General features: G+C 39.3%; 21 protein-coding genes and 1 riboswitch. Of the genes, 16 read left to right on the top strand and 5 right to left on the bottom strand.

Going from position 1 to position 21,731, the window contains the following annotated elements; genetic code table 11:
* Positions 1–163: 163 nt before the first annotated feature.
* Positions 164–1,843, top strand: coding sequence for a glycoside hydrolase family 13 protein (locus SLH51_RS14560; protein WP_335962062.1), 1,680 nt, complete (start codon positions 164–166; stop codon positions 1,841–1,843).
* Positions 1,844–2,486: 643 nt separating this feature from the next.
* Entirely contained in the window at positions 2,487–2,690 is a 204-nt protein-coding gene (locus tag SLH51_RS24475; protein WP_418769989.1) for a UTRA domain-containing protein, read from the top strand.
* A gap of 82 nt (positions 2,691–2,772) precedes the next feature.
* Here SLH51_RS24475 and SLH51_RS14555 read toward each other — a convergent pair whose 3' ends face one another.
* Positions 2,773–2,955, bottom strand: a complete 183-nt coding sequence (locus SLH51_RS14555; protein ID WP_335962061.1) for a hypothetical protein — start codon at positions 2,953–2,955, stop codon at positions 2,773–2,775.
* 486 nt (positions 2,956–3,441) lie between these two features.
* Between SLH51_RS14555 and SLH51_RS14550 the strand changes: the two genes are divergently transcribed.
* From SLH51_RS14550 to SLH51_RS14535, 4 genes are all read left to right on the top strand, one after another.
* Positions 3,442–4,242 (top strand): TerC family protein, encoded by an 801-nt coding sequence (locus SLH51_RS14550; RefSeq protein ID WP_335962060.1) that lies wholly within the window; start codon positions 3,442–3,444, stop codon positions 4,240–4,242.
* A 177-nt stretch (positions 4,243–4,419) separates the two neighbouring features.
* The gene (gene galE / locus SLH51_RS14545) at positions 4,420–5,406 is read left to right on the top strand and encodes a UDP-glucose 4-epimerase GalE (RefSeq protein WP_335962059.1); all 987 of its coding nucleotides are present in this window, start codon (positions 4,420–4,422) and stop codon (positions 5,404–5,406) included.
* Positions 5,407–5,718: 312 nt separating this feature from the next.
* The gene (locus SLH51_RS14540) at positions 5,719–5,919 is read left to right on the top strand and encodes a cold-shock protein (protein ID WP_332698674.1); all 201 of its coding nucleotides are present in this window, start codon (positions 5,719–5,721) and stop codon (positions 5,917–5,919) included.
* Between the two features lie 114 nt (positions 5,920–6,033).
* Entirely contained in the window at positions 6,034–6,396 is a 363-nt protein-coding gene (locus SLH51_RS14535) for a hypothetical protein (protein ID WP_335962058.1), read from the top strand.
* Positions 6,397–6,699: 303 nt separating this feature from the next.
* Here the strand turns inward: SLH51_RS14535 and SLH51_RS14530 are convergent, their stop codons facing one another.
* The 3 genes from SLH51_RS14530 to SLH51_RS14520 all read right to left on the bottom strand — a co-directional run bounded on the left by SLH51_RS14530 (position 6,700) and on the right by SLH51_RS14520 (position 9,564).
* Entirely contained in the window at positions 6,700–7,449 is a 750-nt protein-coding gene (locus SLH51_RS14530) for a PRC-barrel domain-containing protein (RefSeq protein WP_335962057.1), read from the bottom strand.
* 106 nt (positions 7,450–7,555) lie between these two features.
* Positions 7,556–8,896, bottom strand: a complete 1,341-nt coding sequence (locus SLH51_RS14525; protein ID WP_335962056.1) for a TrkH family potassium uptake protein — start codon at positions 8,894–8,896, stop codon at positions 7,556–7,558.
* A gap of 2 nt (positions 8,897–8,898) precedes the next feature.
* Positions 8,899–9,564, bottom strand: a complete 666-nt coding sequence (locus SLH51_RS14520; protein ID WP_335962055.1) for a potassium channel family protein — start codon at positions 9,562–9,564, stop codon at positions 8,899–8,901.
* A 65-nt stretch (positions 9,565–9,629) separates the two neighbouring features.
* Positions 9,630–9,781: riboswitch (cyclic di-AMP (ydaO/yuaA leader) on the bottom strand.
* Positions 9,782–10,039: 258 nt separating this feature from the next.
* Between SLH51_RS14520 and SLH51_RS14515 the strand changes: the two genes are divergently transcribed.
* The 4 genes from SLH51_RS14515 (at position 10,040) to SLH51_RS14500 (ending at position 14,228) form a co-directional block, all read left to right on the top strand.
* Entirely contained in the window at positions 10,040–10,219 is a 180-nt protein-coding gene (locus SLH51_RS14515; RefSeq protein WP_335962054.1) for a hypothetical protein, read from the top strand.
* Positions 10,220–10,222: 3 nt separating this feature from the next.
* Positions 10,223–11,164 (top strand): ATP-binding protein, encoded by a 942-nt coding sequence (locus SLH51_RS14510; RefSeq protein ID WP_335962068.1) that lies wholly within the window; start codon positions 10,223–10,225, stop codon positions 11,162–11,164.
* Between the two features lie 208 nt (positions 11,165–11,372).
* A complete protein-coding gene (locus SLH51_RS14505) occupies positions 11,373–12,599 on the top strand; it encodes an MFS transporter (RefSeq protein ID WP_335962053.1) in 1,227 nt (408 codons plus the stop codon).
* 120 nt (positions 12,600–12,719) lie between these two features.
* Complete coding sequence (locus SLH51_RS14500; protein ID WP_335962052.1) at positions 12,720–14,228, top strand: glycine betaine uptake BCCT transporter; 1,509 nt, start codon at positions 12,720–12,722, stop codon at positions 14,226–14,228.
* Positions 14,229–14,613: 385 nt separating this feature from the next.
* On the opposite strand, the gene SLH51_RS14495 is transcribed toward SLH51_RS14500, so the two are convergent.
* Positions 14,614–14,925 (bottom strand): Dabb family protein, encoded by a 312-nt coding sequence (locus tag SLH51_RS14495; protein ID WP_335962051.1) that lies wholly within the window; start codon positions 14,923–14,925, stop codon positions 14,614–14,616.
* A 161-nt stretch (positions 14,926–15,086) separates the two neighbouring features.
* Here SLH51_RS14495 and SLH51_RS14490 point away from each other — a divergent pair, with 161 nt between their 5' ends.
* The 6 genes from SLH51_RS14490 (at position 15,087) to SLH51_RS14465 (ending at position 21,711) form a co-directional block, all read left to right on the top strand.
* Entirely contained in the window at positions 15,087–15,500 is a 414-nt protein-coding gene (locus SLH51_RS14490; RefSeq protein ID WP_335962067.1) for a DUF1801 domain-containing protein, read from the top strand.
* A 321-nt stretch (positions 15,501–15,821) separates the two neighbouring features.
* The gene (locus SLH51_RS14485; RefSeq protein ID WP_335962050.1) at positions 15,822–16,910 is read left to right on the top strand and encodes a Gfo/Idh/MocA family protein; all 1,089 of its coding nucleotides are present in this window, start codon (positions 15,822–15,824) and stop codon (positions 16,908–16,910) included.
* Between the two features lie 263 nt (positions 16,911–17,173).
* A complete protein-coding gene (locus SLH51_RS14480; protein WP_335962049.1) occupies positions 17,174–18,310 on the top strand; it encodes a GntR family transcriptional regulator in 1,137 nt (378 codons plus the stop codon).
* Positions 18,311–18,628: 318 nt separating this feature from the next.
* Positions 18,629–19,927, top strand: a complete 1,299-nt coding sequence (locus SLH51_RS14475; RefSeq protein ID WP_335962048.1) for an extracellular solute-binding protein — start codon at positions 18,629–18,631, stop codon at positions 19,925–19,927.
* A 13-nt stretch (positions 19,928–19,940) separates the two neighbouring features.
* Positions 19,941–20,867, top strand: a complete 927-nt coding sequence (locus tag SLH51_RS14470) for a carbohydrate ABC transporter permease (protein ID WP_335962047.1) — start codon at positions 19,941–19,943, stop codon at positions 20,865–20,867.
* A 1-nt stretch (position 20,868) separates the two neighbouring features.
* Positions 20,869–21,711 carry a carbohydrate ABC transporter permease gene (locus tag SLH51_RS14465; protein WP_335962046.1) on the top strand — a complete coding sequence of 281 codons (843 nt, stop codon included), beginning with the start codon at positions 20,869–20,871 and terminating at the stop codon, positions 21,709–21,711.
* Positions 21,712–21,731 lie beyond the last annotated feature (20 nt).

Here is a 21,731-nt window from a genome sequence, read left to right as displayed (position 1 = left end):
TACCGATGTTAATTGTGTATTTATTTGCACAGAAATGGATTATTAGTGGAGTGACAAAAGGAGCGATTAAATAAAAGCCAGTTATGAAGTAAGTTTCTTACTGCTTTGAACAACCTTTTATAGTACCAGTTAACCTAATTAGATAAAGAAAGGTGTGGAAAGAATGGAAAAGGCATGGTGGAAAGAGAGTGTTGTTTATCAAATTTATCCGCGAAGTTTTATGGATGCAAATGGAGATGGGATCGGTGACTTGCGAGGAATTATTTCTAAGCTTGATTATTTAAAAGAGCTTGGCATTGATGTCATTTGGCTTTCGCCCGTATACAAATCGCCAAACGATGATAATGGCTACGATATTAGTGATTACCAAAACATTATGGACGAGTTTGGGACAATGGATGATTTTGATGAGCTCCTTCAGGGCGCACATGACCGTGGTTTGAAAATTGTAATGGACCTTGTTGTTAATCATTCTTCTGATGAACATGCATGGTTTGCCGAGTCACGAAAATCAAAGGATAATCCGTATCGCGACTATTATATTTGGAAGCCTGGAACAGATGGTAAACCACCAACTAATTGGGGTTCAGTCTTTGGAGGTTCAGCGTGGCAATTCGATGAGGCGACTGGTGAGTATTACTTACACCTTTTTAGTAAAAAGCAGCCAGATTTAAACTGGGAAAATGAAAAATTGCGTCAAGAAGTATACAAGATGATGACGTGGTGGCTTGAAAAAGGAATTGACGGTTTACGTATGGATGTCATTAACTTTATTTCAAAAGATAACAACTATCCTGATGGTGAGATTCATGGCGATAACAAATACGGTGACGGATCACAGTACTTTATGAACGGACCGCGTATTCATGAATTTTTACAGGAAATGAACAAAGAAGTGCTGTCAAACTATGATGTACTTACTGTTGGTGAAATGCCTGGTGTGAATGCAGAACAAGGAAAACTTTATACGGGAACAGAACGTAACGAGTTAAACATGGTCTTTCAATTTGAACATGTTGATGTCGGAAATGGTCCTGGAGGAAAGTGGACACCACAGCCTTGGAAACTAACAGAGCTTAAAGAGATTTTGTCAAAATGGCAGTACGGCTTAGCGGATAATGGCTGGAATAGCTTGTACTGGAACAATCATGACCAACCACGTGCGGTATCGCGCTTTGGAAATGATAAAGAGCATTATGAGAAGTCAGCAAAAATGCTTGCGACATGTCTTCATATGATGAAGGGAACACCGTACATTTATCAAGGCGAAGAGATTGGAATGACCAATGTTGCCTTTGAATCAATTGATGATTATCGTGATCTAGAAATATTAAATATGTACAATGAAGCAGTCAATGAACAAGGAAAAGATCCAAATAAAGTCATGCAGGCAATTTATGAGCGTGGCCGTGATAATGCAAGAACACCAGTGCAGTGGGATGACACAGAAAATGCTGGCTTTACAACAGGAACACCGTGGATTAAAGTGAACCCGAATTATAAAGAGATCAATGCAGAGAAAGTGCTGCAAGATCCAAATTCCATTTTTCATTATTATAAAAAACTTATCCAAATACGAAAAGATAACGAAATTGTTGTATATGGGGAATTTGAATTAATTCATGAAGATTCTGAAGACATTTTTGCCTATACAAGAACGTTAGGAGACGAAAAGTGGTTAGTTATTTGTAATTTCAAAAGTGAAGTGGTAAGGTTTGAACTTCCTGAATTAATTAACTATCAATCAAAAGAACTTGTAATTAACAACTATGAGGACACACCAAAAGAAATTGATTTGTTTGAACTAAAACCTTACCAAGGGATCGTTTATAAACTAACGTAGTGTGTCTGGCACGCCCTAAAAGTATGTCCATATATGTAAGTTAGAATCGGGAGGTGCCTGGCACCTCCCGTTTTTATGTTTAAAGTAGCTTACTAAAGAGTTTTTTCTGGAAAGGTCGAACTTTACCTTTCCAGAAAAAACTCGGAAGCAATGGGCGGAACCACTGCATGGTTTTAATGCAATAGACTTGGACTGCACAGCCGTGCAGTCCAAGTCATAAATGAACATGTACCATTACATCAGGGGATATTACCGATGCTGACTGGATGAGTAACTTCTACAAAGGTGGTTCCGAAAGACTAATTAACTCCAAATTTTGATGATGAAGAAATTAACAAATATTAGAAGAAGGTCGTATGGAAACAGATTCGGCAAAATGAGAAGAAATTTGTGATCAATTAATTACAAGAGTGGTGGAATTGTCACCATTTATTTATTTGAATATTATTTTTTGAGGATGCGTCAAAAGGTGAACTTTTTGGTGGATCCTCTACCACTCTTTATGAAAAAAGAGACGTTTTAATTTACAAAAAATTACGAAAAAAGATACTAGATCATGTACGGAAAATGATGGAGTGGTGAGGGATGTCTATGAAATTAAATGAAGCAAGTCAGAAACCTTTGTATGAGCAGTTAATATGACATTGTTATAAAAAGTTCCGAGAAAACGCTAAATGTCGTTTATGCAACAACTTATGAGGCTAATTTATTTCAATGCGATATAGGGACACCGCTTTATTCAATTGAAACTACTGCATTTGATCAAACGCAGCAACCAATTCATAGGTCACGATCTTTGTTTCTTGCCAATAAAGTAACGTTTACGTTAAAAAGTGAAAAGAAGTAGTGCCTGGCACCTACCGAATTGGTACGCAAAAAGAAGGATGGCTAATTTACCGCCATCCTTCTTTCGCTCATTCGCGTCAGTACTACACGCCCGTTCTTCTTTTTTGATTATTTTGCTTTTTGGTTTGCTGGCTTTGCAATTTCTTTGTTGATTGATTTAAGTGGTTATTTGGTTTTCCTGCGGATGTTTGCTTCTTTTTGTTTTCGAGTTGTTGTCTGATTGCTTCTTGGAGATTGATTTTCTTTTTAGGTGTTTCATTTGTCATGTCGATGTTCCTTTCTCTGCTAGTACTATCGTATTTTATTCAGTATAATCCAATTGGGGATATCTATGTGTAATTTATAAAAATTATCAACTGCTTATGTTATTAATTTTGTTCACCTTATTGACAAATTTGATCTATGGACGTATTATTATCAATATTATATTAATTGAATAGTTTCCCTAAAGGGGAGTAGCTTTTACAATAAAGTCGTCATTACGGAGTGCATACTCCCGGCTTTGTTGGCGACATTACGTTGTTAGCAAGACCTTTACTTGTATTATGGTAAAGGTCTTTTTCTGTTTTCAAAAAACCTTTGCCGTATTCGGTAAGGGTTTTTTTATATGTTTTTACGAGTCTAGTTTGAGTTTGAGAGATTCTAAATATGCGAATAAACGACTAAGGAGGGGTGGGTAGTAAGGGGGAAGGAAATCTTTTTCAATATAGCTGTTACATATGACATTTCATTTACAGGAGGTTTTTCATTACATGGAACTATCAATCATATTAGAATACAGCTGGGTTCTTTTGCTGCTGATCTTATTAGAAGGCTTACTTGCAGCGGACAATGCACTTGTTTTAGCGATAATGGTGAAACATTTGCCAGAAGAAGAAAGAAAGAAAGCCTTATTTTACGGACTTGCTGGAGCCTTTGTTTTCCGATTTGCTTCATTATTTGCGATTTCCTTCTTAATAGATGTATGGCAAGTACAAGCAATTGGTGCGCTTTATCTTTTATTTATTGCATGTAATCATATCTTTAGAAAATTAATTATTAAAAAAGCCGAGGAAAACAGTGAAGGCACAGAAGAAAATGATAAGAAAAAGAAGAAAAAGAAATCTGGCTTTTGGGGCACGGTCTTTAAAGTGGAACTAGCGGACATTGCGTTTGCGGTTGATTCGATTCTGGCCGCTGTTGCCTTAGCTGTTGTTTTACCAGATTCAGGCTTACCGGCGATTGGTGGAATAGATGGAGGAAAGTTCCTCGTTATTTTTGCTGGTGGATTTATTGGTCTTGTTATTATGCGTTTTGCAGCCAATCTATTTGTCCGACTGTTGCACGCTAGACCGGGCTTAGAGATTGCGGCGTTTATGATTGTGGGATGGGTTGGGGTAAAGCTAGCCGTCTACACGTTGTCTCACCCTGCATTACACGTATTGCCTCATGATTTTGCTCATTCAACCGCATGGAAAATGACGTTCTATGTTGTGCTAATCTTAATTGCTTTAGGTGGTTGGTTCTTATCGAAGGAAAAACCAGTGGAGGAAAAAGTGCGAGAGACAGCCTAGGTACCTGGTACCTCCCGAAGTTGTCAAATGAAGAAATGAAAGCCCAGCTTGTAATTAAATGATAGCTGGGTTTTTTATTGTTGCATATAAGTACCAGGCATTTCCCGATTTCTCTATTGAAATAATTGGAAAAGCTAAGTACTATTAATTTATAACAGTATGAAAAGGAGTGGAACGATGACAATCCTCGTTACGGGTGGGGCTGGCTATATTGGGAGCCATACGTTATTGTATTTAAAACAGAAGAACGAATCGTTTGTTGTATTAGATAGCTTACAGACAGGGCATCGCAAAGCAGTTGAAGGCACAACTTTTTACGAAGGGGACTTAGCTGATGCGGACCTTTTAGATAAAATTTTCACCGAAAATGAAATTTCGGCTGTGATTCATTTTGCAGCGGATTCGCTTGTCGGAGAAAGCATGAAAGACCCTTTAAAGTATTATGAAAATAATGTGATCGGCAGTTACCAATTAATCAAAAAAGCAGTGGAACATGAGGTGAAGAAGTTTGTTTTCTCTTCAACAGCAGCTACGTATGGTGAGCCGGAATCGGTTCCGATTACGGAAGATTTCCCTACAATCCCAACAAATCCATATGGCGAAACGAAGCTAGCGATTGAAAAAATGCTGAAGTGGGCAGACGCAGCATATGGGTTAAAATCGATTTGTCTTCGTTATTTTAATGCTGCAGGTGCAGACCCAGAAGGTTCGATAGGCGAAGATCATCAACCAGAGTCTCATCTCATTCCCATCGTTCTTCAAGTGGCATTAGGACAAAGAGAACATGTGAGCATGTTTGGAGATGATTATCCGACTGAAGATGGAACTTGTATTCGCGACTATATTCATGTTCTCGATCTCGCGCAAGCTCATTATCTTGCCTTGCAACGGTTAGAGGGTGAAGGTGTAAGTGGTGTTTATAATTTAGGAAATGGCAATGGTTTTTCTGTTAAACAAGTCATTGAAACGTGCAAAGCTGTTACCGGCATCGATATTAAGTCGCTCACAGCCCCAAGAAGAACAGGAGATCCTGCCGTTTTGATTGCTTCTTCTAATAAGGCTCGGACAGAACTCGGCTGGAATCCAGATTATTCTCGTTTGGACACGATGGTGACGCACGCTTGGAACTGGCATCGGAACCATCCGAATGGATATGATGATTGATTTTGTGTAACAAAATAACTGAACGAACATACGATTTTAGCACAGAAAAAGAAGGGAAACGCCTCATGTCTTCGACTATGAATAGGCCGTTTCTTCTTTTTTGAATTCTACCACTCATCTATTATTTTAAGAAATGTTTCCGTTTTCATGAATAGTATTTGCTTTTCCAAATGCTATCTGTTAAGCTTAATAAGAATTATTTTTGTTCGGTCTGTAAGAAAGAAGAAGAGTTTAAACTTTTCGCCTTTGATATCTAATTGAGCAATAATAGTAATAAATTGTGGGCTATAGCCACATTAGGAGGAAACACACATGCAAGAAGGTACAGTAAAATGGTTTAACGCAGAAAAAGGATTCGGTTTCATCGAAATTGAAGGTGGAGATGATGTATTCGTACATTTCTCAGCTATCCAAGGCGAAGGTTTTAAATCTTTAGACGAAGGCCAAAAAGTTACATTTGACACTGAGCAAGGTCAACGTGGACTTCAAGCTACAAACGTAAACAAAGCGTAATGACTGAAGGACTCTATTACAGAGTCCTTTCTTTTTTACAAATTTTAGAAGGAATATAGGTCCAAGCTGTAGAAATAAAATTATAGTACGATCTAAATAAATGGGAGGGTAGATATGAAAGATAAAAAAAACATGTTACTAGAGGCGTATTCGCTTTTATATGACATCGAAACGAATTTGAAAAATCTTTTACTTAAAAAGATAAACCGGCAACAGCATCTATATGTCAATGATACGTATGCAAACATCTTGACCCACATTGAAACGTATCAACTTCTCCCCATCACACTGAATGATTACAAACTACTACGTCAAACGATTACCATTAGAAATAAAGTCTGCCATATGAAACCCCTTCAACAAAGTGAGATCTCCCTTCTAGAAAAAGCTCATCGGTTAATCCAAACAAGCAATCAAAGAAAGAAAACGTATCGACAGCCGTATAAGCCATTTACAACTTTTGGTAAGTATTCGTAATTTGTATTGGAGAATCTTGGTCAGGGGTAATTATCAAAGAATAAAGGTGACTCATGAAATCAATTCATTGAGTCACCAATTTGAATTTTGGTCGATGTGTGTAAGCAAAGGCCGCTGAAAAAGTCTACCGAGGAAGAAGCAATGGCTCCGCACGTTGCGCGCCCGCGGATTGAGAAACCCACTCATAGCAGGCTTTAAGGTGTGAGACACTTCTAACACCAAAGGCAACGGCTACACTCATTGCTTAAAGGCCACTGAACAAGGTAAAAAGCAACCTTTTTCAGTGGCCTTGCAATAACAATCTTATTTATTTAACAGGTGTCTTGTTCGTAAGTTATCGACTGGAATTTCCTCAAGTTCCAGAACGGAATCTGTTTCCGTTGAGTGTTCTTCTACTTCTTCTGCTTTTAGATTGATCATAATGTCTTTTTCCACCCAATTGATGGAGTCAATGGATTCAGGAGAAATGGCAACTTTTCTTCCTGGCAGCCAATCGCCTGTATCGACGATGAGATAATGAATCACCCACGAGTTATCATCAATGACAAAGTCAACGACCGTTCCTAACTCATCATGATCGATTCCTTTGACGGCATAGCCAAATACTTGTCCTTTCAGTTCGTTAACACTTCTTAAAAAGGATTGGTCATCCTCTAACTGGGATACATATTGCTCGTCTTCTTTCGTGGATAGGAGGGGGAGGTTGCCAGGTCCCCACAAACCGCCGCCAACCCAATATGGTGACCAACCATAATGGTTATGAAGCTCTAATTCCTTTATACGAGTGATTGGCTGATGCTCTTCTACTGAAGGGCTGTTTTTTATTTGGTCTGTTGATGAAAAAATCGAAATGTTGTTATCATCTAACTCGACATTGTCGAAAGAGACGGGAGAAACGAGCACTCTTTTTCCTGGTAACCATTTTAATGTATCAACAACTAAATAACGGATCGTCCATTTTTCACTATCAAAGTACAAATCTTTCACTTTTCCTAATTCACCGTCTGTTGCTTGTACGGTACAAGATTGAATAGTACTAGCTTTGTAAAGCATGATGAACTCCTCCTTTAAAGTTGAATTACTTGTTAGATAACCTTTTTTTGAAGGAAGTAAACATCGGATTGAAAAAAATCGGGAAGTGCCTGGCACCTCCCGATTTTCACCCTGTGAAAACTTCTCCGTCTGGATAACGGATATTCGATTTTTGCGTTCTTGCTAAGGAAAAGGCTAATGTCAAAGGTCCAACTCTCCCAATAAACATTAAGACAATGATGATTTCTTTCCCGATAGGAGATAGGTCTCCTGTTAATCCCATTGACAACCCAACGGTGCCAAATGCAGAAAATGCTTCAAAGACAATCATTAAAAAAGGAGCGTTTTCGGTGATGGATAACGCAAAGATCGAAAGAAACACCGCAAATAAGCTTATGACAACAATCGCTAAGGAACGGATGACGATATGATTTTTTATCGTTCTCTCAAACACAACCGTTTCATTTCTTCCTCTTAAAAATGTCCAGACTGCCATCACAATGACAATAAAAGTAGTCACTTTAATCCCACTGCCTGTCGATGCACTACCTGCTCCAATAAACATCAGCAAAAGCATAAAGACAATCGAGCCAGTTGTCATGCTGCTGATGTCTAGTGAATTAAAACCTGCTGTTCTAGGCGTAACAGCTTGAAAGTAGGAAGCCCAGAGCTTTTCGCCAAAATCTAAAGCCCCTAAAGTCGCAGGATTTGTATATTCGAGTGAAAAAAACAAAAACATGGCAACAATATTGATGGCGAGTGTACCAACAAGCATTAATTTCGTGTGCAGCGATAAACGATGAAATTCTTTTGTATGCCACAAGTCAGAAAGAACGGTAAAGCCAATTCCGCCCGTTATAAACAATAAGGTAATAAGAATATTTACAACGGGGTCACTGACGTAGCTTATTAAACTATCAGACCAAAGCGAAAACCCGGCATTATTAAAGGCGGAAATCGCATGGAAAACACTTGTGTACACGCCAAATGCAAAGCCATACTCAGGTACCCAGCGGAATGATAGGAAAATAGTGGCTACTAATTCTATAACAATAGCAAACAGTAACAAGACTTTAACGAGTCGTATAACGCCTCCAATAGATGTTTGATTTAATGCTTCTTGGACGATCATTCGCTCTTTTAATCCAATTCTTTTGCCTAAAACTAGAACAATTAAAACAGCAAACGTCATTAATCCTAGACCGCCAATTTGAATTAAAAGCATGATGACAATTTGACCAAAGACGGTAAACGTCTCTCCTGTATCAACGACAACAAGACCTGTGACCGTTGTCGCCGAAGCTGCGGTAAAAAGGGCATCGATCCAACTGATGCCTTCATTTGTTGCAAGTGGAAGCTTTAATAAAAAGGTACCTATCACAATTGCGATTAAAAAACTGATCGCTAAAATTTGTGGAGGTGACATTTGAATTTTTCGATGAAACATGCCTTTTGTCAAAAGAGACATCGTTACATACCTTCTTCCTCGAATCGTTTAAGGTCGTTTTTGTGACCAATCACAATAAGAATATCCTTTTCATAAATCGTGTCATCCGGCAGTGGAGAAACATTAATATCCTCACCGCGTTTGATGGCTAATATAGTACATCCATATTTTGCTCGAACATGTAAATCAACGAGGGAACGATTATCGATTTTTTTTGTCGCGAGCAACTCGACAATGCTATATTCATCTGATAACTCGATATAATCAACAATTTTTTCGGAGGCCAAATGCTGAGCGATCCGAATTCCCATATCTTGCTCAGGATGAATAATGCGGTCTGCACCAATTTTGTCAAGAACTTTATGATGATAAACATTTTGTGCTTTGACCCAAACATTTGGAACTTCCATTTCTTTTAAAACGAGTGTTGTTAAAATACTTGATTGGATGTTATCACCGATGGCTACGATGACATATTCAAAATTTCTGATCCCTAGAGATTGCAATGCTTTTTCGTCAGTGGAATCTGCAATAACCGAATGCGTTGAAAATGCTGCAAATTCATTCACCTTTGTATCATTCATATCGATGGCTAACACTTGGTGTCCCATATTGTATAACTCCTTACACACACTTCCTCCGAATCGTCCTAAACCAATTACAGCAAATTGCTTCTTTTTATCTGCCATTTATATTCACTCCTTTTTTTGCATATAAAAAAGACCATCGTAAAGAATGGTCCTGTATAAGACCCTTTCTCTCAAAAAAAACGCTGACGAGGTTAGCTGTCGGATTAGGGACTTAAGAGTATCCCCTCTTACATAGTAAGATTCACCCCAAGGACGATTTCTAGCCATCCCATTTGGTTCCCCCGCTCTAAAAACTTAGATTAAGCGAATAAAAGGTTAACATGTATTTTGTATGATAAGGAGAATTTACTCCTCTTTGATTTATGTGTCAAGTACCTAGTATGCCCTGAAGTTTGTCGAATATCGGGAGGTGCTAGGCACACATCGAAAAAGAAGGTTCATTTTACACAGGAAAACAAGGGATTTTACTGGTAAGATGATAGTAGGCTAGTGTAATTGTTTTTTAATTATTTATTTGAGTAAAGAGAGAAAGCTCCATTGTAATTGGTTTGCTTTGTTTTTAGGGGGGATCGTTGTGACGAGTCGTTTTGAACAGGCGTTGGAAGATATGTTGTGGTTTTCGAGTCAGTCAATTGGAGCAAGAACACTTTTTGTCAGTCATATTGAAGAAACATTTAAAGTGATTAAAGTGTTTAATCGAAATGGCTGTTCCTTGGAAGAGGGCATGGAATTACCTAAAGACCATTCGATATGAAGTCTGATTCCTTGTGACGGTCGGGAACCGTTAATAATACATGATACAAAAAAAGACGCGAGAGCTAGTGTGTTTGATGCTATATATGAAGCCAATATTGGATCGTACCTTGGCATGCCAGTCTACCTTTCAAATGGAAAGTTGTTTGGCACCGTTTGTGCGATCGATCCAAATCCATATGCTTTTACGAAACAAGAAATAGAGACGATCAGACGTTTATCATCGGTTGTGTCCGTTATTATCGAAAACGCAACAAAGTCAAGTTATGATGAGTTTGATGATAAATTGATTCGTCTTGAAAAATTATCCTTGCTCGGGCAACTATCAGCTGGATTGGCACATGAGTTACGAAATCCAATGCAATCCGTAAGAGGATTTGTCCAATTTTTATTTGAAGACCAAAAAGAGAATCAATTTCGCGATATTGTCATAAGTGAAATGGACCGAATGAATCAACTCGTGAATGACTTTCTCATGGCGACGCAACCAAGTGCGCCAAAAAGAGAGAACTCCAATCTAAATGATATTGTGAATGAGACGGTTGAATTTATGAGAAATGAAGCAACCCTGCATAATGTAGACATTACGCTTTCATTGGAATCGACTATGTTATACGTGGATGTAGATAAGTCGCAAATAAAACAAGTCATGATTAATTTAGTGAAAAATGCAATTGAAGCAGCCGGTGATGAAGGTGGAAAAGTAATGATTTACGTTAAAATCCGAAATGAAAAAGAAGCTGTCATTGAAGTGGTCGATAATGGGGCTGGCATTCCATTATCGATCATCGGAAGAATAGGTGAACCGTTTTTTTCAACAAAAGAAGAAGGAACAGGACTTGGCTTATCAATATCGCAACGAATCATCCAAGAGCACAAAGGCGCAATGCGCCTTGAGAATTTAGAAAGTGGGACAAGGGTGACGGTCAGTTTGCCGCTTATGTAACATCATTGATAATGAGTGAGGAGAGCACACAAATGGTGGCTCTCCTTTTCTCCTCTCCGTACCAGGCACCGCCCGAAGTTTGTCGAATGCTTACCCTGTCTTGATAAAGGATCGAGTGATAACATACTAGTATATGGAAAAAAAATCTTGAAGTTTTCGGCATTCTTAATAGTGAATGTATAAATAAATTTAGATAGAAGGGTATATTATGAGTCAACCAAATAACAGAGCTAACCTTCATTTGTTATCATTGGCGGGAATGTTAACAACGTTGTCACAGTTGATTTTCATCCCAAGTATTATTTTGATTCGAGATGAGTTGCAGGCATCCAATTTAGAAATTTCGCTTACAGTTGCCGGGTTCACGATTGCTCAAGCGATCGCTCAGCTTATTTATGGTCCCGTTGTGGACCGGTATCCAGCGAAGAATGTATTGTTACTTGGTTTATCTGTTTTTAGTGTGAGTAGCTTTGCGATATTTTTTGCACAAACGATTGAATGGGTGATTGTCCTTCGCATAATTCAAGGGCTTAGTATATCAGCGGCGAGCATATGTGGAAGCGCATTAATTACTGATATGTATGAGGAGAAAGGTCGAGACAAAGCCCTTACCGTGTTTCAAATGTATTTTAGTATGGGGGCGGCGGCAGGGCCGGCCATTGGAGCGGTGATGCGAATTTTCCTTGATTGGCGGTTTGTTTTCTTGTTTTTGGCGATTTGGTCGGTGACCGTGACGGTTTTCTTGTATAAGAACTTAAACGTAGCTGACAATGTGAAAATTCAAAGCTTTTCTTTTAAAAAAGCGGTACATACAATCAAAAATGCTAAGTTCATTATGATTTGTATAGCGGGGGCAGGGGCATCGTTTATTATTTTAAGTTATCATACAAACATTGGGTTTTTGCTAGCTGATTTTTTTGAAATTAATGCCAATTGGACGGGGTTTGTATTTATGGCAATTCCGTTAGGCGTGTTTACCGGTACGAATATATCCAGATGGTTATTATCTCATGTTTCAAGAGAATGGCTTCTTTTTATTGGATTAGTCGGAGTGGTGGTAACGGCAATGTTGTTTAACATTCCGTTGTATTTCTTTGAACTGACAACATCAATTGTCTTGCTTGTGACTCTCTTATATTTATCAGGTGTTTCGCTAGGAATGGTGTTTCCGATGGTGGCTGCCATTGTCGTCAATTGGTTTGCACCAATAAGGGGAACGGCTTTATCGGTCGTGTTTTTTACAAGGGATATCGGATCGACCTTAGGACCGATTTTGACAGGAATTGCTTTAACAGCAGGGGGAGTTCCCTTCGTCTTTGCGGTCGTTGCCGCTGTGGCAATTGGCGGATTGGTCGCAGGCTATGTCGGGTTATTTGGAAGCAAAGAGACAGAGCGCAATAACGAATACATGGAAAAAAAACAAGGAGTGAATTAATCGGGGGGGCAGGCACCTCCCGTTTTTTGTCGGTTAAGCTCTCATTGATGCCGACGTATTGAAGCGCAGGGAAGAGGATAAAATACCATTACATTTGGTTGGAAGAAAGGAGAGCTTAAGGTGAAAAAAGGAACGAGTGTGTTTTATATTTCTGTTGGCATACTTGCGCTTCTTGTTCTTGTTGGGGTAATCGCTCCTGAGTGGTTAGAACAAGTGACAGCTAATATTCAGACTTTTATTGCTGAGTCGTTTGGTTGGTATTATCTCATCATTGTAACGTTACTTACGATTGTTTGTTTGTATTTCTTGATCAGTCCTGTGGGGCGGATTCGGTTAGGGAAGCAGGATAGTAAGCCTGAATTTTCAAGACCTACATGGTTTGCGATGCTATTTAGTGCAGGGATGGGAATTGGGCTTGTGTTTTGGGGAGCAGCTGAGCCGATTCATCATTATGCAGTTAGTTCTCCAACTGGGGAACTCGGGTCTGATCAAGCGATCAGAGATGCGATGCGTTATACCTTTTTCCATTGGGGGCTGCATGCATGGGCGATCTATGGCATTGTTGCGTTAGTATTGGCCTATTTTAATTTTCGTCATGGAGAGCGTGGGTTAATTAGTGCAACGCTAAAGCCGATTTTTGGTGAACACGTAAATGGTATAACGGGAAAGTTTGTCGATATTCTCGCAGTAATTGCAACAGTTGTAGGGGTTGCGACGACGCTTGGGTTTGGTGCGGTGCAGATTAACGGGGGGTTATCTTATCTTTTTAATGTTCCTGTTACAATAGGTGTTCAATTTATTATCATTCTTATTGTGACGGTGCTCTTTATGATCTCAGCTTGGACTGGGTTGAAAAAGGGAATTAAAATTTTAAGCAATGTCAATATGGGGCTGGCGGTGTTGTTATTTTTAGTCATGTTTATTGTTGGTCCGACGGTTTTTATTTTAGAATTATTCACGCACTCAATTGGATTGTATATTCAAAACTTACCGGCGATGAGTTTTCGGATTTTGCCAACGGATATGGATTTACGCGACTGGATTGATGGATGGACGATTTTTTTCTGGGCATGGTGGATTGCTTGGGCACCATTTGTCGGTATCTTTATTGCGAGGGTATCAAAAGGACGTTCGATTCGTGAGTTTGTATTTGGGGTTTTGTTTGTCCCGTCGATTGTCGGTTTCTTATGGTTTTCAACGTTTGGTGGCACAGCCATTACGCTTGAACATGATGGCATTGCGACAATTTCTACGCTAGCGACAGAAGAATCACTGTTTGGAGTATTATCTCATTTTCCGTTCGGATTTCTTGCTTCTATCCTTGCGATGATTTTGATTGGAACATTTTTTATCACATCAGCGGATTCTGGGACGTATGTGTTAGGGATGATGACCACAAATGGATCGCATTCACCGGGTACGAAGATTAAATTGATTTGGGGAGTGATGCTTTCAGCGACAGCTCTTGTGCTGTTATACACAGGTGGGCTGCAAGCATTACAAAACACAATGATTGCTGCAGCTTTGCCATTTTCCATTATTATGGCCTTAATGACGATAAGCTTTCTGAAAGCATTGTATAAAGAAGCGAAAGAACTTGGGATTGGACAGATCAGTAAAGGAAAATAGCGGGAGGTGCCAGCACCGCCCGGTTAAATATCTTGTTTTTATCAGTAGTTTTCTTTTGCTGTACGTTGGTTTTCAAATTCTTTCAGGTGTCGTATTAACCGCTTTTCTTACTCTTGATTTACCTTCAATCGATGGGAATGTGAGTCAGAAAGTTACGTTTGGTCAGACTTCAATGATCCCTTTAATAGTCATGTTGTTAATTGCTACCGTAGTTTTTGTGTTGTCTCGCGTTTTGTTTAGAGTGAGTAGTAATATTAAGTGCTAGGCACTTGTCGATTATAAACAACTGTATGCAAATGTTGTGTGTTCGTAATGAGCGAGTAGAAATTGCAAAAGAGGGTCAACGAATCCATTCGTGTGCCCCTCTTACCCTGTTGATCCATTCTTATTGATCTAATGTAAGGCAATCGATTTCTTGAAATTTAACGACTTCTACTTTCCCACGATTTTCCACAAATTCCTGATGACTTTGGTGGCTATTATAAGCATCATAATCGGCCTGGCTGTTAAATTCCATTGAAAAACCGAAATCATATTCAGATTTTGGGCTTACTTGGCGCAACACTTCGAACTGGTTGACAACGGGTATGTCCGATAAGATTTCCTTGCCATCCTGTAAGAAACGCTCAGTTTCAGGTGAATCGACTGGGTATTTTAAGTTGAAAAAAGCCGTGTGTTTAATTCGTTTTGTTTCCATGTTTCTCCTCCTCGTCAAACTGCATTTGTTCATTAATATTATCGTCGACCGTTTCATTATTACTCTATATTTCTCTTTTTGTTTGCTATTTCGAAACAAGGAGATTTTATAAGGAGTAGAGAATCTTCTAGTATTAAGACATATTGAAGGAGTGAGTGACTATATACGAACTTAAAACAAAAGAAACCGATAACAGTGTCATCGAATTTATTGAAACGGTTAAAAGTCCAAAGAAACGGGAAGACGCCTTTAAACTATTGGATATTTTTACGGAGACAACAGGCTATCAAGCGAAAATGTGGGGACCGAGCATTATAGGGTTTGGTTTATATCATTACAAATACGAATCTGGACATGAGGGCGATGCACCGCTTGTTGGCTTTTCTCCTCGGAAAGCAAAAATCAGTTTGTATTTTGCAACGGGAGATACAGCAAGAGAAGAATTGTTAAAGGACTTTGGCAAGCATACGACAGGAAAAGCGTGTGTATACATTAATAAAGTAACAGACATTGATGTTGATGTATTGAAAGCGCTGATTAAGCAGTCTGTGAAGTTTTTGAAAGAGAAGTATTAGGTACTTGGTACTTGTCGGGATTTGTGAATATATATGGATGGAAGGAAGTAACTGCTTTTCTCTCTTACGTGGAAAAGTAGTTACTTTTTGTGTTTTTAAAATCTATAACGATGAGACATTCCTTTTTATAGTGAGAAAAATAGTTGTCTGATCCGTTTGTATAATCGAACATTTATTTGACATATTAATAGCTCGCTTGATACTATAATATTATATATAATGTATATATTAATATGTCATTTTAAAAATATCTTGTAATGTTTTGATTATGATCTGTAATGGTTATTTGTTATAGGGAAAAGTATAGGGAGGGTGTAAAGTATGAGGGAAGTAAGGATTGGCATTATTGGGAGTGGGGGGATTGCAGCGGCGCATGCAAAGGCGTATAAGGAAATGGATGATGTAAAGGTCGTTGCTGTTGCTGATGTGATTCCAGGGAAAGCTACCCAATTTGTAGAGAATTTAGAACTTTCGGATGCGCGGGCATTTAATAATTATCAAGAATTATTAGAATTAGAGCTTGATGGCGTGAGCATTTGTACACCGAATGTTGCTCATCACCGCACGAGCATTGATTCATCGCTCGCAGGGAAGCATGTTTTAGTAGAAAAGCCAATGGCTGTCACACTTGAACAAGCGATTGAGATGACAGAAGTAGCGAAGAAAGCCGAGAAAATTCTATCGATTGGATTTCAACCTCGGTATGATCCGAATATGCAAGCGGTAAAGGAGATTGTTCAATCGGGTAAATTAGGAAATGTCTATTATGTAGAAACAGGCGGTGGTCGTCGTCGTGGAATGCCAAGAGGAACGTTTATTAACAAAGAGTTAGCTGGTGCCGGAGCAATGGCGGATATAGGATGTTATTCTTTAGATTTAGTTCTCCATGCTTTAGGTAATCCAAAGCCTCTCACAGTTTCTGCCTATACGTCCAACCATTTTGGGACTAATCCCGTCTACCATCCAGAAGCGGATCAGTTTGAAGTAGAGGATTTTGCAGTGGCAATCGTACGATTAGAAGGTGGAAAAGTACTTAATTTTAAAACGTCATGGGCTATGCATATGGATACGCTTGGAGCAACGATGTTTCTCGGTACAAGTGCTGGATTAAAGCTAACGCCAGCAGGGAGTGGACCGTGGAGTGGTGTTTGGGACGGTGGGATTGGTTCTATCAGCCTTTTTCACGATGTGATGGGGCATCATGTCGATAGTGCTATTCCGGTCAAAACCCATCAGTTGAACATTTTTGCAGAAAAGGTTCGTGACTTTGTTGTTTCTGTCAAAGGAGGAAAGCCCGCTCCGATTCCAGGGGAACAAATCCTGATCAATCAAGCAATTGTTGATGGTGCCCTTCGTTCAGCGGCGCAAGGTCAAGAGGTTCGGATTGATCTGCCTGAATGGGTGAAGTAAGGTAGTAGCATTATTATGTAATCGCTCTCATGTTAGTTGAATAATACCTTTCCTAGAGTCAGTTTTTGAGCAAAAAAAGAGGCTATGAAAAAGGTGAAAAGCGACCTTTTCAATAGCCTCGCGAAAAAGCTGGCTCTCTTCAGTTCTAAAGAGAGAGGCTATCAGTTTTAGAAGGGCTAGATCGATTTTTTTCGACAATGGATTATAAATGACATGTCGTTATTTATATCAATATGTTATATTGGGAACAGGAGGAATGAACCATGACCAAATCTTTGGATAGTACTCAGCGAAAGCCGAGGTATGAAATCATCTATGAAGAAATTAAAGAAAAGATTGTGACTCAAGATTATAAGGTTGGGGATCGGATCCCGTCTGAAAAAGAATTGATTGATTATTATAAGGTAAGTAGAATCACAACAAAAAGAGCGCTCGACCAACTCGTTAATGATGGGATGATAGAACGGATTCCTGGGAAAGGTTCGTTTGTTATTAATAAGGAGAACGAAGGAGTTTTGCAGGCGGAATCAAGTAAAGGGTATTTGATTGGATTTGTCTTTCCTGATTTTGATGAGAGTCATGTTGCTGATCTGTTTAAGGCGTTGAACGAAGCGACCAGTCAGTGCGCGTCAAGTCTTGTCGTGAAGCAAACGTTCGGTGATGTTTCGCTTGAAAAAGAAGCGATTGCCTCATTGTTACAACTAGGAGTAGATGGCATGATGATCTTACCTGTTTCAGGAGAGTATTTTAATGAAGAAGTGTTAAAGCTAACGATTAATAAATTCCCCCATGTCCTCATTGATCGGTATTTCAAAGGGATCCACACGACCTCGATTTGTACCGATAACATTAATGCAGCAAAGGAAGCTGTCAACTATTTATTCGACTTACGCCATCAGCAAATAGCGATCCTTTCGCCCCCGTTTAAAGATATCTCTGCTATAGAGGACCGAGTCGATGGCTTTATTCAAGCCTATGCTGAACGCGGGGTTATGGTGAATAAAGACATTTGGCTGACTGATCTCACTTCTGAACTGCCTACAAATAAAAGGAACGATGAGTTAATAGATAGAGATATCCAATTGATAAAGGGCCATTTACAAACTCACCCCAATATAACAGCCATTTTTGCCGTCCATTACAATATTGCTGTACTAGCGAGGATTGCCGCGCTTGAATTAGGCCTTACTGTCCCGAGGGATTTATCGATCATCTGTTTTGACAGTCCGAAAAAATCAAGGGATCGTTTTCAATTTACTCATGTTAAACAAAATCAACAAGAAATGGGAAAGAAGGCAACCGAAGCGATTGTATCTCAAATTGAAAACAAGAGATACCCAGAGAAAACCTTTCTTGAGGCTGTCTTAATAGAAGGGGAATCCACAGTGATGAGAACATAAGGTTATTAGCCGTCATACAAGCTCACGGAATGAGGAATCATCACCGTGGGTCTCTTTGTGTTTTGACCAAGCTGTTAGGGGAGTGAAAAAGAAAGAATGTGAATATTGCTAGAATTTAGCAAAAAAACATATTGACATGCATTTGTATTATCTATAATATATTATTTATAAGTTGTTATATCATTAATATGAGAGGTGGTGTGGTAGTGGCGAAGCCAAAGCGGATCTTGTGAAGAAAAGGGAAGGTTTTTGTTAGAAGGCAGTAACACATTTCAGAAAAATGTAAGCGTTAACAAAAAAGAGGGGGAAGTATTCAATATGAAAAATATGACAAAAGTTTTGGTTGGTGCGGTGGTTGCTGCAATCCTAGCGGTTGGATGTGGGGGAGAAGAAACGACTTCGGAGGATAGTGATGCTGAAAGATTTGAATTAAGGTGGGCAACATCTACAGGTTATTCTCCACAATCTCCCATTAGTGGACCAGCGAATTATATTTCAGGAAAAGTAAGTGAATTTGAAGAGGATTTCCCGCATGTTGATTTAAATATAGATATTCAATCTTCCAATATTGATGAAGCGATGTCTCGTTTAATTGAGCAAGCGAACACGGGTCGAGCTCCTGATGTTGCGGCAATAGATGGGTATTTATTTCAAAGATACATAGAGTACTTGCAGCCTTTAGATGATCTGATGGAGGAATACGGAATTGAAGCGGATGACTTCCTGCCATTTGCCCAAGATGTCATTACTGGTCCAGATGGAAAAGTTTATGGATTATATATGGGGACGGATACAAGGGTTTTATTTTATAACACGGAAGTAGTAAGTGAACCACCTACAACGTGGGAGGAAGCGATGCAAATCTCTCTTGAAATACAAGAGGATGGTTACAATGGGCTCATTTTCCCTGGTGGACGAGGTGAAGGCGCTTCGATCACAACGTTGTGGCCATTATTCTGGGCACAGGGCGGCGAGCTCGTAGATGAAGATGGAACACCGGTCTTCGGTGAAGGGGAAAATAGAGAGAAAATGCTTAATGTGTTATCAACGATTGAAGAGGCTGTAACTATAGGAGCTGCTCCGCAGCGCTTGGCTGGTTATGGTGCTGAAGGTGATTTAAATCAAGAAATTGCAACCGGAAGTACAGCGATGTTCCTTGGCGGGAATTGGCAAGAGGCGTTTCTGAAGGAAACATTAGGAGAAGAAGAATTTGCAAAATGGGATGTTGCTCCACTTCCGCAGCTTGAAGAAGGACTAGGTGGAACAGCTGCAGGTGGATGGACATGGGGAATATTTACAGAAGATGAAGAGAAGAAAAGAGCCGCATTTGATTTGATCGCACGTTTATTTATTACCGAGCAGGCGATGGGCGAATTCCAGAGCGTTCAGGGCGGTCTACCAACTCGTTCATCCGTTTATGATTCAGAATATTATGAGGGAACTCGTTTTAGTTCTTTATTTCGTGAGTACCTAGAAGATGCTAACGTTAGACCATCTTCCCCTCATTACAATACGATTTCGATTCAGATGCAAATTGCGCTTTCAGATGTTATTTCAGGTAACAAATCAGCAGAAGAAGCATTGGACGATGCATGGAAAGTAGTAAATAACGAGTAAAAGAGGTTTTGATATGAATAGCGAACTTCACACGAAATCAGCTCAAGCAAAACAATTAGTAATCAAGGGGTGGGGGAGTTCTCCTCTTCCTTGGTTGCTACCCCTAGGGATTATCTTACTATTCGTTTTTTTGTATCCGATCTTTGAAATTATTAAGTTTAGTTTTACAAATGCTTCTTTACTAGAAACAGACTTGTCCTATACACTCGGCTCTTATATGAGCCTGTTTTCTCTACCGGGTTTTTATCAAATGTTAACAATTACAGCGATCTTTGTTTTATTTAGCGTTGTTTTCCAATTGTTTTTTGGTTTCTTAATTGCCGCAGCGATTGATCAAGGCCAGAAGCTGAAGCTAAAAGGGACTGTTATTGTTCGGACGGCGGTACTAACTGCATGGGCGATTCCTGGTGTTGTAATTGGTATTATTTGGCGTATCATGTACAACGAAACAAATGCAGGTATATTAAATCACTTTGTAAGCGTTTTAGGATTGAATACCATTTCATTCTTATCGGATCCAAATGCTGCACTATTCTCCGTGATTCTAGCTAATGTCTGGCGCGGGACAGCGTTTAGTATGATTTTGATTTACGCTGCGATCCAAACACTCCCAAGTGATGTGATGGAAGCAGCAAAGATCGATGGGGCGAATGCGCTTCAAAGGCTGATGAAGGTGATTCTGCCTATGCTGGCACCTATCATCTTGATTACTTTAATAATTATTTCAATTGATACATTTAACACATTTGATATGGTCATGGCTCTGACGGGTGGCGGGCCAGGACAAAGCACAGAAGTAATTGCTTTAAGCATCTATACGGTTATCTTTAGAGAATTTAACTTAGGTCAAGGAGCAGCAACAGCTGTCGTTTTACTGGCGATTAATATTCTTATGACACTTGTGTACTTAAAGGTAATAGGAAGAAAGGGGGAACAATAAGGTGAATAACAAAAGGAAAAAACTGTTAGCTAAAACAGGGTTGTATAGTAGTTATTTCATTATTTTATTGTTTTTTCTCTTTCCGTTGTTTTGGGTGGTTTCACTCTCGCTAAAAACTTCTCAAGAGTTGTTTGCGGTTCCACCTCGGTTGATTCCGGAACATTTTGCTTTTGAGAACTACCTACATGTCCTTGAAAATACGGGTGTTCTCTATTACTTGAAAAATTCAGCAGTCATTGTGTTTTTCACAGTCATTTGTGCGTTGATCGTAGCGGTTCCAGCAGCTTATGCGATTTCTCGTTTCAAGTTTAAATTCAAAAATCCAGTCTTGATCGGAATTTTAATGACACAAATGATTTCAGCTGTGGTCATCTCGATTCCTTTGTACCGTTTGTTTGCACAATTAGATTTATTAAACAACTATGTGACACTTATCATTGTATATGTTGCGGTCGTTCTTCCGTTTTCAACTTGGTTTCTGAAAGGCTATTTTGATACGATTCCAAAAGCGTTAGATGAAGCAGCGATTGTCGATGGATGTAATAGATGGCAAGTGTTAACGAGAATCTTGATTCCAACGAGTCTACCAGGAATTATTTCGGTGACCATTTTAGTAGCGGTCCAAAGTTGGTCACAGTTTGTCATTCCTTTTATCTTGCTTGATGATGAAAGGATGTACCCTGTGTCAGTTGGGGTCATGAACTTGCAATCGACACAGGAGTCGATTACGACTCACTACTTAGCGGCGGGGAGTGTTTTGTCTGTATTACCAGTTATTCTCTTGTTCATCCTCTTACAGAAATTTATCGTAGGAGCGCTGACAAGTGGTGCTGTGAAAGGATAAATTCTTTTAAATAAAACGAA

Source organism: Halalkalibacter kiskunsagensis, from assembly GCF_037027555.1.
Taxonomy (GTDB): domain Bacteria; phylum Bacillota; class Bacilli; order Bacillales; family Bacillaceae_D; genus Halalkalibacter; species Halalkalibacter kiskunsagensis.
The sequence above is the reverse complement of the archived record's forward strand: the minus strand, read 5'-3'. Positions and strand labels throughout refer to the sequence as shown.

Excerpts from the sequence above, each read along its gene's own strand:
- SLH51_RS14560 (WP_335962062.1), top strand. The coding sequence starts at position 164 with ATGGAAAAGGCATGGTGGAAAGAGAGTGTTGTTTATCAAATTTATCCG.
- SLH51_RS14555 (WP_335962061.1), bottom strand. The coding sequence starts at position 2,955 with ATGACAAATGAAACACCTAAAAAGAAAATCAATCTCCAAGAAGCAATC.
- SLH51_RS14550 (WP_335962060.1), top strand. The coding sequence starts at position 3,442 with ATGGAACTATCAATCATATTAGAATACAGCTGGGTTCTTTTGCTGCTG.
- galE (WP_335962059.1), top strand. The coding sequence starts at position 4,420 with ATGACAATCCTCGTTACGGGTGGGGCTGGCTATATTGGGAGCCATACG.
- SLH51_RS14540 (WP_332698674.1), top strand. The coding sequence starts at position 5,719 with ATGCAAGAAGGTACAGTAAAATGGTTTAACGCAGAAAAAGGATTCGGT.
- SLH51_RS14535 (WP_335962058.1), top strand. The coding sequence starts at position 6,034 with ATGAAAGATAAAAAAAACATGTTACTAGAGGCGTATTCGCTTTTATAT.
- SLH51_RS14530 (WP_335962057.1), bottom strand. The coding sequence starts at position 7,449 with ATGCTTTACAAAGCTAGTACTATTCAATCTTGTACCGTACAAGCAACA.
- SLH51_RS14525 (WP_335962056.1), bottom strand. The coding sequence starts at position 8,896 with ATGTCTCTTTTGACAAAAGGCATGTTTCATCGAAAAATTCAAATGTCA.
- SLH51_RS14520 (WP_335962055.1), bottom strand. The coding sequence starts at position 9,564 with ATGGCAGATAAAAAGAAGCAATTTGCTGTAATTGGTTTAGGACGATTC.
- SLH51_RS14505 (WP_335962053.1), top strand. The coding sequence starts at position 11,373 with ATGAGTCAACCAAATAACAGAGCTAACCTTCATTTGTTATCATTGGCG.
- SLH51_RS14495 (WP_335962051.1), bottom strand. The coding sequence starts at position 14,925 with ATGGAAACAAAACGAATTAAACACACGGCTTTTTTCAACTTAAAATAC.
- SLH51_RS14485 (WP_335962050.1), top strand. The coding sequence starts at position 15,822 with ATGAGGGAAGTAAGGATTGGCATTATTGGGAGTGGGGGGATTGCAGCG.
- SLH51_RS14480 (WP_335962049.1), top strand. The coding sequence starts at position 17,174 with ATGACCAAATCTTTGGATAGTACTCAGCGAAAGCCGAGGTATGAAATC.
- SLH51_RS14475 (WP_335962048.1), top strand. The coding sequence starts at position 18,629 with ATGAAAAATATGACAAAAGTTTTGGTTGGTGCGGTGGTTGCTGCAATC.
- SLH51_RS14470 (WP_335962047.1), top strand. The coding sequence starts at position 19,941 with ATGAATAGCGAACTTCACACGAAATCAGCTCAAGCAAAACAATTAGTA.